We start from the raw sequence: 11599 nt of genomic DNA on the forward strand, positions 1-11599 counted from the left end.
CTTCGGGCGCTCGCGCCGCCGCTCCGGCGGGGGCGCCTCGTCCCAGGGCTCCGCGGGCGGCTCCGCGGTGCGGGAGCGCCCGAAGGTGGCGAGGTGGATCATCCCCTCGGGGAGGCCGCCGCCCGTCCGGACCGGCGCCTCCTTCTCCAGCGAGACGCTCGCCGCCGAGGCCCATTCGCCGGACGGCCCCGGCGGGTGCCCGGCGAACCGCTCCGGCAGGGACCTGGCCGCGCCGACGAGGTCGACGCCCCGCGCGTGGGCGACCAGCATGACCAGCCCGAACACCACCAGCACGGCGATCGAGTCCGTCGACACGCCGCCGAACAGGCTGAGCGCGACGCCGAGGCACAGCAGCGCCCCGAGCGCCGACAGCACGGCCGGCGCGTCGAACCACCGGCGGAATAGCCGCTCCGCGGGCGACGACTCGCCCGGGCTCGACGGCATCAGCAGGGCGGCGACGATGTAGAGGAAGACGCCCTGCCCGTGCGCGAGGACCAGCAGCCCGAACCCCACGCGGAAGACGACGGGGTCGATCCCCGTGTACCGCCCGAGCCCGGTGCAGACCCCGGCCAGCACGCGCCGCTCCGGATTCCGTGCCAGCCTCCGGCGCTCGCCGGCGTTCCGTTCCTCGACCATGCCCACCATCGTGTCCGCTCCCGCCGCCCCCCGGTATCGGGGACGACCCTGACCCGTCCCGGATATGGCCCCCTCCGCCGCGAAACCGGCCGGCGGAAACGGATTGACGGCACTGCGACGATCGCGGCATGGGAACCGATATCAGCGGATACATCGAGTGCCGCGAACGGCCCCTCCGGCCGGACGCGTCCGGGCCATGGCGCGCCGCCATGGACCTCGACCTGCTTTACGACGATCGGCACTACGACGCGTTCGGCTGCCTGTTCGGGGTGCGCAACTACGCCTCGTTCCGTCCGCTGGCGGCCGGGCGAGGGCTGCCCGAGGACGTGTCCGACGCCGTCCGGGAGGCGGCCGAGAGCTGGGAGCACCACGACGCGACCTGGATCAGCTGGGCCGAGGTGGCGAGGGTGGACTGGGACGAGCCCGCCGAGAGCGCCGACCAGCGGCTGCGCCAGTACCTCCGCCGGCCCGACGGCACTCTGGAGCCCATGGGAAAGAGCCTCTGGGGGCCGAGCCTCATGGAGGCGACCGGTGCGTCCTACGAGGACGTTGTGGAGGGCCGGGTGCGCTGGTCCGAAGGCCAGGAGTTCGAACTCGGCGACCTCGTCTTCCGGGCGGTGACCCTCCGCCGCCGCGACGTGGTGCCGCCGGACGGGGCGTGGCGGCACGTCTGGCGGGTCATGGAGATGCTCGCCGAGCGGACCGCGCCGGACGACGTCCGCCTGGTGGTCTGGTTCGACTCCTGACGGGCGGGCCGCGAGGGCGACCCTGAGGGAAATCGGGGTGCCGCCCTGATGCGGCCCGGCGCGAGGCGTGTGACGATCGGTGACGTGGGAGTACGTGGCGAAGGCCCGCAGGACGCGGGGGCGGCGGGCGGGGTGACGGCCGCGCCGCCGGCCGGGCCCGAAGGGGCGCGGCTGGAACGGGTGCCGGACGGGCGGCTCGTCGCCGGGGTGGCGCGCGGGCTCGCCGCGCACCTCGGCGTGGACGTGCTGATCGTCCGGTCGGCGTTCGTCCTGCTGACGATCGCGAGCGGGCTCGGGCTCGCCGCGTACGGCGCGTTCTGGATCCTTGTGCCCGCGCGGGAGGGCGCGGCGGCGCGGCGGGGCCGCGACTGGGGACAGCTCGCCGCCTACGCCGCGGTCACGCTCGGCCTGGCCGCCCTGCCGTGGGGGGCGGCGGGCGAGGCGGGCGGGCTGATGCAGTGGGCGATCTGGCCGTTCGTGCTCGGCGGCGTCGGCGTCGCGATCCTGTGGCAGCAGGCCGACCGGGACCAGCGGCAGCGGTGGGTGCTGCCGCTGCGGCAGCGCTGGCTGCGCAGCCTGCTCGGGCTGCTGCTGGTCGTCGGCGGCATCGGCGGGTTCGTGGCGCAGCGGGTGGACGTCGGGCAGGCCCGCTCGGTCGTCATCGCGATGCTGATCATCCTGACCGGGGTGACGCTGATCGTGACGCCGTGGGTGGTGCGGCTCTGGCAGGACCTGGACACCGAGCGCGCCGAGCGCGTCCGGTCGCAGGAGCGGGCGGAGCTGGCGGCGCACATCCACGACTCGGTGCTGCACACGCTGACGCTGATCCAGCGGAACGCGCACGACGCGCGGGAGGTGCAGCGGCTCGCGCGCTCGCAGGAGCGGACGCTGCGGACGTGGCTCTACCAGCCGCGCTCGGACCCGGACCAGACGTTCGCCGCCGCGATCAAGGCAGCGGCGGGCGAGGTCGAGGACGACCACGGCGTGCCGATCGAGGTGGTGTGCGTCGGCGACACCGAGTTGGACGACCGGCTGGGCGCGGCGCTGCAGGCGGCGCGGGAGGCGATGGTGAACGCCGCGAAGTACGCGGAGTCGCCGTCGGTGTCGGTGTACGCGGAGGTGGAGGGGGAGAAGGTCGCCATCTTCGTCCGGGACCGGGGGAAGGGATTCGACCTGGATCAGGTCCCGGAGGACCGGATGGGCGTCCGGGGGTCCATCATCGGACGTATGGAGCGCAACGGCGGCAAGGCCACCGTCCGCACCGCCCCTGGGGAAGGCACCGAGGTCCGGCTGGAGATGGAGAAGGCGTGAGCGAGCTGAAGCGGGTCGTGCTGGTCGACGACCACCAGATGTTCCGGACCGGGGTGAAGGCGGAGCTCGGCGGCGGCGTCGAGATCGTCGGGGAGGCCGGCGACGTCGACGAGGCGGTGTCGGTGATCCGCGCGACGACCCCGGACGTGGTGCTGCTGGACGTGCACCTGCCCGGCGGCGGCGGCATCGAGGTGCTGCGGCGGCTGAACGGGGTGGTGCCGTCGCGGTTCCTGGCGCTGTCGGTGTCGGACGCGGCGGAGGACGTGATCGGGGTGGTGCGGGGCGGCGCGCGCGGCTACGTCACCAAGACGATCTCGGGTCCGGAGCTGACGGACGCGATCGGCCGCGTCGCGGAGGGCGACGCGGTGTTCTCGCCGCGCCTCGCGGGGTTCGTGCTGGACGCGTTCGCGGCGTCGGACGTCCCGGCGGTCGACCCGGAGCTGGACCAGATCACCCAGCGGGAGCGGGACGTGCTGCGGCTGATCGCCCGCGGCTACGCCTACAAGGAGATCGCCAAGGAGCTGTTCATCTCGGTGAAGACGGTGGAGACGCATGTCAGCAGCGTGCTGCGCAAGCTCCAGCTGTCGAACCGGCACGAGCTGTCCCGCTGGGCGGCCGCCCGCCGCCTCGTCTAGCGGACGGCCCCGCCCGGGCGGGCCTGGGCCAGGCCCTCGCCCCGGACCGGAGACCTCCGCCCGACCGGGGGCCTGGGCCGGGCCGGGGATCTCAGGCCAGGCCGAGGAGCTCCGGCCTGCTCGCCCGGGTGCGCCACGCCTCGCGGGGGTCGGCGACGAGGCGCCGCGTTCCGAGGTCGAGCAGGCCGCTGACGTGCGCGACCTCGGCGGCGACGGTGCCGTCCGAGCGCCGGAACTCGTGGCGGACGCGGTAGGTCTTGCCGCCGCCCCATTCCCATTCGCAGGTCACGTCGACCTGGTCGCCGCCGCGCAGCTCGCGGTGGTACTTGATGACGGTCTCCAGATTGACCGGCCCCAAGCCGCCGCCGACGAGGTCCTGGACGGACACTCCGGCGGCCTGCACGCAGGCGAAGCGCGCGTGGTCGGCGTACTGGACGTAGAAGCCCCCGTTGAGGTGCAGCTGCGGGTCGATCTCGTAGACGCGGACGTCCATCCGGACGCTGAACGGTTCGGTGGTGACGGTCATTCGGGGTCCTCCTGTTCCGCCCGCCAGCGGAGCGAGCGCTCGGTGAGGTAGCGGCGGCCGTCGTCGCGGACCTCCAGCCAGTCGCCGCGGACCCAGCCGCCCGCGGCCTGCGGGGAGAAGCCGTGCTTGCGGAACAGCGCGCTGGCCTCCGCCCTGGTGAGGCCCTGCCGGCCCCATTCGGAGATGAGCCCGCGGTAGCGGCTCTCCTCGGTGGGCTCGGCGGGGTCGGCCGCGACGGCGTCGGCCAGGGCCGCGAACCCGGCGCTGATCTGGCGCAGCGCCGCGGCGATCCGCTCCTCGCGCGGAGTCGGCGGCGTGGTGGGCGGCTCCATGCCTCATAGCTTAGCAATCGATAGCGATCGCTTAGCTATGGTGAGACGTCTCCACTACCCCGCCCGGGGCCTACGTGTCAGTGACGGGCGTGAGCAAAATGTAATGTCCGGAATATCGGGCATCATGATCACGAGGCCCGCGGGGTGTGGCAGGGTCGCTCCCCATGAGTTATCCACCTCCCGGGCCCGGTCAGCCGGGCCCCGATCCCATGGCCCCCTATCCGCCCCCGCCGATGCCGTCCGAGCCCGCGTACGGCTCCGGCCCGCCGCAGGACAAGACGAACGGCCTGGCCATCGCCGCGTTCGTGACCGGGCTGCTCGGCTGCTGCGGCATCGTCGGCGCCGTCCTCGGCGCCATCTCCCTCCGCCAGATCGGCGAGCGCGGCGGCAAGGGCCGCGGCCTCGCCATCGCCGGCATCGTCCTGTCCGTGCTCTGGGTCGTGGGCGGGGTGATCGGCTACCTGGTGATCCCCGGCTCGGGCTCCTCGCCGTCCGCCACCGGCCCGGACGGGACGCCGAAGCCGAAGACGACCCGGCCGGAGAAGATCGACGCGTACACGATGAAGGTCGGCGACTGCATCAACGACCCCGTCTCCTCCGGCGCGCCGTCCGGCGAGTCGGCCCCACCGGTCGAGGTGGAGAGCGTCAAGAAGGTGCCCTGCACCGGCCCGCACGACGGCGAGGTGCTGGCCGTCTTCAAGCTGACGCAGGCCGTGATGCCGGACGACCAGCAGATGAGCCGGCTGGCCTCCACCGGATGCAAGCTGCGCATCCAGCGCAGGCTCGACCGCGACCCGGCCGCCGCGCACCTCGGCCGGTCGTTCTACTACCCGACGGTCGACTCGTGGCGGGACGGCGACCGCACCGTCACCTGCCTCGCGGTGAACGCCGCCGAGGGCAAGAAGCTCAGCCGCCCGATCCGCGGCTGACCTCCGGCGGTTCCCGCTGGGCGGCCGGCCCGCCGCTCAGCACGACCCCGGACCCCCCTTCAGTAGTCGCGGAGCCTGTAGGAGTTCGTGACGGCGTAGACGTCGTCCATCCGCTCCTCGCCCGCATCCGCCATCCCCATCTCCGTGGCGCCCGTCTCCGTGGCGCCCGTCTCGGCGGCGAACCGGTCCCGGTTCCGGGCGGCGTTCGCGATCGCCAGCCTCTGGTTCGCGGTGACGAAGTCGCGGAGCTCGGCCTCGTAGGCGGCGAACGCCGCGCGGTGGTCGCCGTCCGCGGCCTTCAGCTCGCCCGCCAGCACGTACGCGCCGACAAGCGCCATGCTGGTGCCCTGCCCGGACGCGGGGGATCCGCAGTACCCGGCGTCGCCGAGCAGCGCCACCCGCCCCGCCGACCAGGCGTCCATGCGGATCTGCGCCATCGCGTCGAAGTGGAAGTCCGGCGCGTCCCGCATCGTCTCCAGCAGCCGCGGGATCTCCCCGCCGGCGTCCGCGAAGCGGCTCGCGAGCAGCCGCTTCTGGTCCCGGACGTCGCGCGGGTCGTAGGCGACCGGCTCGGGCGAGTCGAACCCCATGTAGACGCGGAGCTCGGTGTCGCCGCGGACGCTCATCGCCATCGCGCCCCACGCGCTCCCCGGCACCGGGAAGATCGTCTGCCAGCGGCGCAGGCCGAGCAGGTTCGGGGCCGTCCACACGCCGAGGTGGGCGCCGAGGTGGTGCAGGTAGGCGTCCTCGGGGCCGAACGCCAGCCGCCGGACGTTGGAGTGCAGCCCGTCGGCGCCGACGACCAGGTCGAACGTCCGGGTGGCGCCGCCGTGGAAGATCACGCGGACGCCGTCGCCGTCCTGCTCCAGCCCGGCGATCGAGTCGTCGAAGAGGTACTCGATCCGGTCGCCGCCCGCCCCGGCGATCAGCCCGGCGAGGTCGTCGCGGAGGATCTCCACGTCGGGGCTCGCGAGGTCGCCGCCACTGGCGGTCCGCTCGGTGGTGCGGAAGAGCTCCTCGCCGTCCTGGCCGACGACCGACATACCGCGCAGGTCGGTGCTCAGCCCGCGGGCCGCGTCGAGGATCCCCATCCGGCCGGCGACGTCCAGCGCCGGCCCCCGCACGTCGATGGCCTGCCCGCCGGGACGCATCGCGGGCGCCCGCTCCACGACCGTCACCGCGAACCCGTACCGGTCGAGCCAGTACGCGAGGGCCGGGCCGGCGATGCTCGCACCGGAGATCAGGACGTTCCTGTTGCGCATGAGCCGCTCCTTCGGGAGGTTCTGCCGCCTTCCCGAAGGCTCACCGCACGCGCTGACAGAACGCTGACGCCCCGCTCACAGCCCTGACGGTCCGCTGAGAGCCGCGGATCAGCCGGCCTCGCGCCCCGCGTCGCGCAGGGGCGAGACCACCATGGACGCGACGTGCTCGACCGTCGCCACGCCCTCCGCCATCGTCGGGCTGTCGGCGCTGAACACCGCGACGACGAAGTCGTGCCCGGGGCCGGTGATGCGGCCGATGCTGTTGACCGCCCAGCCGTTGCCCTCGTACCGCAGCGGCACCCACCCGTTCTTGAGCGCGACCTTCTCGCCGGGGCGCGCCGCCGCGCTGATCCCCCACGCCTGGGACGGCGTCACCGAGCCCATCAGGCGGAGGACGTAGCGGCGGTTCGCCGGGGTGAGCGGCGAGTCGTCCGAGGCGAGCATCCGCACCAGCCGCACCTGGTCGGACGGGGTCGTCCACGACGACCCCCACGACACCGGGTACGGGACGGTGCCGCCGAGGCCGAACGCCGCGTTCGCGTTCCGGAGCCCGGCGTCGCGGCCGATGTCGGCGTACAGCGCGTCCGCCGCCGTGTTGTCGCTCTTGCGGATCATCTGCCCGGCCAGCGCCCGCTCGCCGTCCGACATGGCGACGCCCTGCCGCTGGTGCTGCAGCAGCAGTGCCGCGAGGATGTCGACCTTGATGACGCTGGCGGTGACGAACCGGGACGTCTCGTCCACGCCGAACGTCATGCCGCTGCGCAGGTCGGTCGCCATCACGCCCGCGTGCCCCGGGCGGCCGCGCAGGTAGGCCAGGACGTTGCCGCGCAGCCGGAGCGGATCGAACACCGGTGCCTTCGCGACCGTCACCACCCGCCCTCCGGAGGAGCCGTGCTCCGCCCGGTGGACGGTACCGGGCGGATGCCCGTGCGTCATCGTCCAGGTGAGTCCCATTCCGGCGGTGACGGTGACGGCGCCGACGGCGATGCCGAGCACGGTGAGGCTGCGTCGCATGCGATCCCCCGATTCGCGCGACGGCGGCCCGTCCCCCGAGGGCCGCCATGATCACCTCGGCTCCTACCCGCCGCGACGGGAAGATCACCTGCGCGGACCGGCGGCCTCCGCACCGGCCCGGGAGCAGCCGGCCCGGGGGCGGTGCGTGCTGAAGCGGTGCGTCCGGGAACGGTCGGCCCGGGGAGCGGCCGGTGCTGGGACGGCCCGGGGTCAGAACTCGACGGGCAGCCGGGCCGGGCAGCCCGGCTCGCAGCGCTCGGCGTGCCAGGCGACGCGGCGGGCGAACGACCCGAACCGGCGGCGGAGCATCGCGCCCTTCAGTTGCGCGGTGCCCGGGATCCGCCCGTCGAACGACCCGCGCCAGCGGATCAGCGTGTTCACCCCGTGCGGTTCCAGCGTGATGTCGACGCGGTAGCCGCGCGGCATCCCGGCGATGGCGACGTACCCGCAGTGGCGCGGCGGGTCGTAGGCGACGACCTCGTGCCGGGCGCGGGCCCAGAACGAGGCCCACTCGTTCCAGGAATCCGCCACGAAGAGATGCTTGAAGATCACTTCCGGGGCGGCATAGGTGGTGGCGGTGGCCTCGATCTCATGCGGCATGACATCCCCCCGAATCAGGACACAGGGGGTGCATGCCCGATTCCAGCGAGATTACGGCATGTGACGTGACGAATTTGCAGCGTGACCGTTCCGGTGCCCCGGCGGGGGAGGGGCCGAGCGCCGGTCAGGCCGTGTCGACGACCTGGAACGCCTCGGCCAGGCGGCCGTCCCCGAACCCCGCCGCCTCGGCGTTCGCCGACAGCCAGCCGCGCAGCATGTTCGGCAGCTCGTCGCCCATGTGGGCGGTCTGGCTGGCGTGCGACCGCAGCGCGTTCACCTTCCGGTCGAACTGGTCGGTGATGTCGACGTAGTGGTTCACCACCGGGCCGCCGCTGAGCCACACCTCGCGGGCCGTCCACGCCTCCAGGCCCTCGTCGGCCAGCAGTTCCGGGAACGCGTACGGGTTGCGGGCGTCCGGGTACACCGCGTCGAGCGCCGCGGCGCCGACCGCCCGGTGGTCCGGGTGGCTCGGGTAGATCCGCTCGTAGTTGCGCTCCGGGCTCGGCATCAGCACCCGGTCCGGCCGCACCTGCCGGATCACGCGGGCGAGGTCGCGGCGCAGGTCCAGCGTCGCCTCGACCCGGCCGTCCGGGTAGCCGAGGAACCGGACGTCGGTGACGCCGACGCACTTGGCCGCCGCGCGCTGCTCCTCGCGGCGCAGCGACGCCATCTCCTCCCGGGTGACGCCGTCGTCGAAACCGCCCGCGTCGCCGTCGGTGACCATCAGGTAGACGACCTCGATGCCCTGGTCCGTCCAGCCCGCCACCGACCCGGCGCAGCCGAAGTCGACGTCGTCCGGATGCGCCATCACGGCGAGGATCCGCTGCAGTCCGCTGTCGTCCAGAACGTTGGTCACGGATTCAACAATAAAGTCTGCGGCCGGATACGGGCACACTCAAGATCGGCCATTTCCCGAAGGCCCGGCGGGCCGCGCCGGCGGCCTCACGGGCGGTCCCGGGCGGCGGTGTCATGGGGGTTGTCAGGGCGGGAGCGCCATAAAGGCCGGTCAGAGCGACAGCACCGCGGCGAGCAGCCGTTCCTGGAACGCCCGCACATCGCTGCCGACCGCGACCTTCACCGGGCGGCGGGTGTCGTCGGCGGGCAGGGACCGCGCGTCCCACACGGTCGTGCCGCGCGTCAGTTCGCCGCGCAGCTCCACCCGCACCGGCCGCTGCACGTACTCGCCGAGGCCGGGATCGACCGCCAGCATCGCGGCGAGCGCGTCGTGGATGACCGCCCCGCGGCGCCGCAGCGTCGGCGTGTAGGCGTCGGCGTAGAACTCCAGGATCCGGGTGGCGAACCGCGCGACGGGGGAGTCGTGCGCCGCCAGCCGGTCGAGCCAGTCGTCGTGGACGGCGGTCGGGTGGGTGGCGTCCAGCGGCACCAGCACGACCGGCCAGTCCGCCGCGAACACCAGGTCGGCGGCCTCCGGGTCGTGCCAGATGTTCGCCTCGGCGTGCGTGGTGATGTTCCCCGGGTGGCCGAACGCGCCGCCCATCACGACCACCTCGCGGACCAGCGACGGCAGCTCCTCGTCCAGCAGCAGCGCCGCGCCGAGGTTGGTCAGCGGGCCCGTGGCGAGCAGGGTCACCTCGCCGGGCCGCTCCCGCGCCGCCCGGACGATCCGCTCGGCGGCCGGTTCGGGGACCGGGCGCCCCGCCGGCTCGGGCAGGTTCGTGTCGCCGAGGCCGTCCCTGCCGTGCCAGTCGAGCGCGTAGTGGACGTCCTGCGCCATCGGGCGGCCGGCGCCGACCGCGACCGGCACGCCCTTCTCGCCCGCCTCCAGGCCGGCCGCCTCCAGCACGCGCAGCGTGTTCAGGGCCCCGGTCAGCGGGTCGATGTTGCCGTGCACCGTCCCGACCCCGGCCAGCTCCGCCTCGCCCGCCCGGACGAGGGAGGCGAGGTACAGCAGGGTCAGGGCGTCGTCGATGCCGGTGTCGCAGTCGAACAGGAGAACGGGAGCTTTCGTCACCCGTGCAACCTATGACGGAAGGGCCGTTCCGGGCATCCCCGAAAACCGGCGCACGAAGATCGTGGTTGGGCCTGGGACGGGACGCCGTGCCGGGGTAGAGCTGAGACATGCGCAAACTCATCAACGATCCGGAGAACGTGGTCGCCGACGCGCTGCGCGGCCTCGCCGCCGCGCATCCGTCGCTGCGGGTCGATCCCGAGAACGGCACGGTCGTGCGGGCGGACGGGCCGCGGTCCGGCAGGGTCGCCCTGGTGTCGGGGGGCGGCTCCGGGCACGAGCCGCTGCACGCCGGGTTCGTCGGCCACGGCATGCTCGACGCGGCCTGCTGCGGCCAGGTGTTCACCTCGCCCGTCCCGGACCAGATCATCGCCGCGACGATGGCGGTGAACGGCGGCGCGGGCGTGCTCCACATCGTGAAGAACTACACCGGCGACGTCCTGAACTTCCGGATGGCCGCGGAGCTGGCCGAGGACGAGGACATCGAGGTCGAGTCGGTGATCGTCAACGACGACGTCGCCGTGGAGGACAGCCTCTACACCGCCGGGCGGCGCGGCACCGGCGCCACCCTGTTCGTGGAGAAGATCGCGGGGGCGCTCGCGGAGGAGGGCGCCGACCTCGCGTCCGTCGCCGCCGTCGCCCGCGAGGTCAACGAGCGGAGCCGCTCGTTCGGCGTCGCGCTGTCGCCCTGCACGGTCCCGGCCGCCGGGGAGCCGACGTTCCGGCTCGAAGAGGGCGAGATGGAGCTGGGGATCGGCATCCACGGCGAGCCCGGCCGCGAGCGCGTCCCGCTGGCGGACGCCGACGCGATCGTGGACGCCTCCCTCAGCGCGATCGACGCGGACATGCCGGTGTCCGGGTCCGAGCTGCTCGTGCTGGTGAACGGGATGGGCGGCACCCCGCTGATGGAGCAGTACATCGCGTACGCGGCGACGGCCCGCTGGCTGGAGGAGCACGGCGCCACGGTCGTCCGGCCGCTGGTCGGCCCGTACGTCACCAGCCTGGAGATGGCCGGCAGCATGATCAGTGTGTGCCGGCTGACGCCCGACCTGACCCGGCTCTGGGACGCGCCCGTCGAGACGCCCGCGCTGCGGTGGGGCCGGTGACCGCGCCGATGGAAGGACGGGCGGACGAGCACGCGGGCGGGGGACTGGACGGGCGGGGCGCCGCGGCGTGGATCCGCCGCGCCGCCGAGCTGGTCTCCGCCGACGCCGAGCGGCTGACCCGGCTCGACGCGGCCATCGGCGACGGCGACCACGGCCACAACCTGCACCGCGGGTTCACCGCGGCCGTCGCCGCCCTCCCCGATGACGAGCAGCTCGGCGAGACGCGGCCGGGCAAGGTGCTGATCACCGCCGGGCGGGCCATCGTGTCCAAGACCGGCGGCGCCTCCGGCCCCCTCTACGGCACCGCGCTGCGCCGCGCGGGCAAGGCCCTCGGCGACGCGTCCGAGGCGGACGCCGCCGCGGTCGGCGCCGCGCTGAAGGCCGCCCTGGAGGGCGTCCAGGAGCTGGGGCAGGCGAACGAGGGCGACAAGACCATGATCGACGCGCTGGCCCCGGCGGCCGCCGCCTTCGCGGCCGCGCTCGCGGACGGCGCCGACCTCGCCGGCTCCGCCCGCGCCGCCGCCGACGCCGCC

Annotated in this window: 14 protein-coding genes; 6 read left to right on the forward strand and 8 right to left on the reverse strand. The window is 74.0% G+C overall.

The window, feature by feature from the left end; genetic code table 11:
* Positions 1-636: PspC domain-containing protein (locus tag ABZ914_RS36035; RefSeq protein ID WP_500198768.1), on the reverse strand; the 636-nt coding region annotated here is incomplete at its 3' end.
* Between the two features lie 128 nt (positions 637-764).
* Here ABZ914_RS36035 and ABZ914_RS36040 point away from each other — a divergent pair.
* The 3 genes from ABZ914_RS36040 to ABZ914_RS36050 all read left to right on the forward strand — a co-directional run bounded on the left by ABZ914_RS36040 (position 765) and on the right by ABZ914_RS36050 (position 3328).
* Positions 765-1382 carry a hypothetical protein gene (locus ABZ914_RS36040; RefSeq protein WP_500198770.1) on the forward strand — a complete coding sequence of 206 codons (618 nt, stop codon included), beginning with the start codon at positions 765-767 and terminating at the stop codon, positions 1380-1382.
* Between the two features lie 132 nt (positions 1383-1514).
* Positions 1515-2693: an ATP-binding protein gene (locus ABZ914_RS36045; protein ID WP_500198785.1), complete on the forward strand. Its 1179-nt coding sequence runs from the start codon at positions 1515-1517 to the stop codon at positions 2691-2693.
* Between the two features lie 5 nt (positions 2694-2698).
* Entirely contained in the window at positions 2699-3328 is a 630-nt protein-coding gene (locus ABZ914_RS36050; RefSeq protein WP_500198787.1) for a LuxR C-terminal-related transcriptional regulator, read from the forward strand.
* 91 nt (positions 3329-3419) lie between these two features.
* On the opposite strand, the gene ABZ914_RS36055 is transcribed toward ABZ914_RS36050, so the two are convergent.
* Entirely contained in the window at positions 3420-3854 is a 435-nt protein-coding gene (locus tag ABZ914_RS36055) for an acyl-CoA thioesterase (RefSeq protein WP_500198771.1), read from the reverse strand.
* Complete coding sequence (locus tag ABZ914_RS36060; RefSeq protein ID WP_190863327.1) at positions 3851-4186, reverse strand: hypothetical protein; 336 nt, start codon at positions 4184-4186, stop codon at positions 3851-3853. Before ABZ914_RS36060 ends, ABZ914_RS36055 begins: the two co-directional genes overlap by 4 nt.
* Before the next feature lie 233 nt (positions 4187-4419).
* Between ABZ914_RS36060 and ABZ914_RS36065 the strand changes: the two genes are divergently transcribed.
* Positions 4420-5115 (forward strand): DUF4190 domain-containing protein, encoded by a 696-nt coding sequence (locus ABZ914_RS36065; RefSeq protein WP_500198773.1) that lies wholly within the window; start codon positions 4420-4422, stop codon positions 5113-5115.
* Between the two features lie 59 nt (positions 5116-5174).
* Here ABZ914_RS36065 and ABZ914_RS36070 read toward each other — a convergent pair whose 3' ends face one another.
* The 5 genes from ABZ914_RS36070 to ABZ914_RS36090 form a co-directional block, all read right to left on the reverse strand.
* Positions 5175-6377, reverse strand: coding sequence for an FAD-dependent monooxygenase (locus tag ABZ914_RS36070; RefSeq protein ID WP_500198775.1), 1203 nt, complete (start codon positions 6375-6377; stop codon positions 5175-5177).
* Positions 6378-6485: 108 nt separating this feature from the next.
* Complete coding sequence (locus tag ABZ914_RS36075; protein ID WP_500198777.1) at positions 6486-7391, reverse strand: serine hydrolase; 906 nt, start codon at positions 7389-7391, stop codon at positions 6486-6488.
* Positions 7392-7601: 210 nt separating this feature from the next.
* Positions 7602-7991, reverse strand: a complete 390-nt coding sequence (locus ABZ914_RS36080; RefSeq protein ID WP_500198779.1) for an SRPBCC family protein — start codon at positions 7989-7991, stop codon at positions 7602-7604.
* 124 nt (positions 7992-8115) lie between these two features.
* The gene (locus ABZ914_RS36085) at positions 8116-8799 is read right to left on the reverse strand and encodes a PIG-L deacetylase family protein (protein WP_500198789.1); all 684 of its coding nucleotides are present in this window, start codon (positions 8797-8799) and stop codon (positions 8116-8118) included.
* Positions 8800-8997: 198 nt separating this feature from the next.
* Positions 8998-9963: a nucleoside hydrolase gene (locus tag ABZ914_RS36090; protein WP_500198781.1), complete on the reverse strand. Its 966-nt coding sequence runs from the start codon at positions 9961-9963 to the stop codon at positions 8998-9000.
* A 107-nt stretch (positions 9964-10070) separates the two neighbouring features.
* On the opposite strand from ABZ914_RS36090, the gene dhaK reads away from it, so the two are divergent.
* Together dhaK and dhaL are read left to right on the forward strand one after the other, a co-directional pair.
* Positions 10071-11066 (forward strand): dihydroxyacetone kinase subunit DhaK, encoded by a 996-nt coding sequence (gene dhaK / locus ABZ914_RS36095; RefSeq protein WP_190863341.1) that lies wholly within the window; start codon positions 10071-10073, stop codon positions 11064-11066.
* Positions 11063-11599: dihydroxyacetone kinase subunit DhaL (gene dhaL, locus ABZ914_RS36100; protein ID WP_500198783.1), on the forward strand; the 537-nt coding region annotated here is incomplete at its 3' end. The genes dhaK and dhaL, both read left to right, overlap by 4 nt.

It is taken from the genome of Spirillospora sp. NPDC046719, from assembly GCF_040645715.1.
Taxonomy (GTDB): Bacteria; Actinomycetota; Actinomycetes; order Streptosporangiales; family Streptosporangiaceae; genus Spirillospora.

What these genes read in the sequence shown, in the direction of transcription:
- ABZ914_RS36060 (WP_190863327.1), bottom strand. Translation starts at nt 4,186, where the DNA reads ATGGAGCCGCCCACCACGCCGCCGACTCCGCGCGAGGAGCGGATCGCC.
- ABZ914_RS36080 (WP_500198779.1), bottom strand. Translation starts at nt 7,991, where the DNA reads ATGCCGCATGAGATCGAGGCCACCGCCACCACCTATGCCGCCCCGGAA.
- ABZ914_RS36055 (WP_500198771.1), bottom strand. Translation starts at nt 3,854, where the DNA reads ATGACCGTCACCACCGAACCGTTCAGCGTCCGGATGGACGTCCGCGTC.
- ABZ914_RS36075 (WP_500198777.1), bottom strand. Translation starts at nt 7,391, where the DNA reads ATGCGACGCAGCCTCACCGTGCTCGGCATCGCCGTCGGCGCCGTCACC.
- dhaK (WP_190863341.1), top strand. Translation starts at nt 10,071, where the DNA reads ATGCGCAAACTCATCAACGATCCGGAGAACGTGGTCGCCGACGCGCTG.
- ABZ914_RS36070 (WP_500198775.1), bottom strand. Translation starts at nt 6,377, where the DNA reads ATGCGCAACAGGAACGTCCTGATCTCCGGTGCGAGCATCGCCGGCCCG.
- ABZ914_RS36065 (WP_500198773.1), top strand. Translation starts at nt 4,420, where the DNA reads ATGCCGTCCGAGCCCGCGTACGGCTCCGGCCCGCCGCAGGACAAGACG.
- ABZ914_RS36040 (WP_500198770.1), top strand. Translation starts at nt 765, where the DNA reads ATGGGAACCGATATCAGCGGATACATCGAGTGCCGCGAACGGCCCCTC.
- ABZ914_RS36085 (WP_500198789.1), bottom strand. Translation starts at nt 8,799, where the DNA reads ATGGCGCATCCGGACGACGTCGACTTCGGCTGCGCCGGGTCGGTGGCG.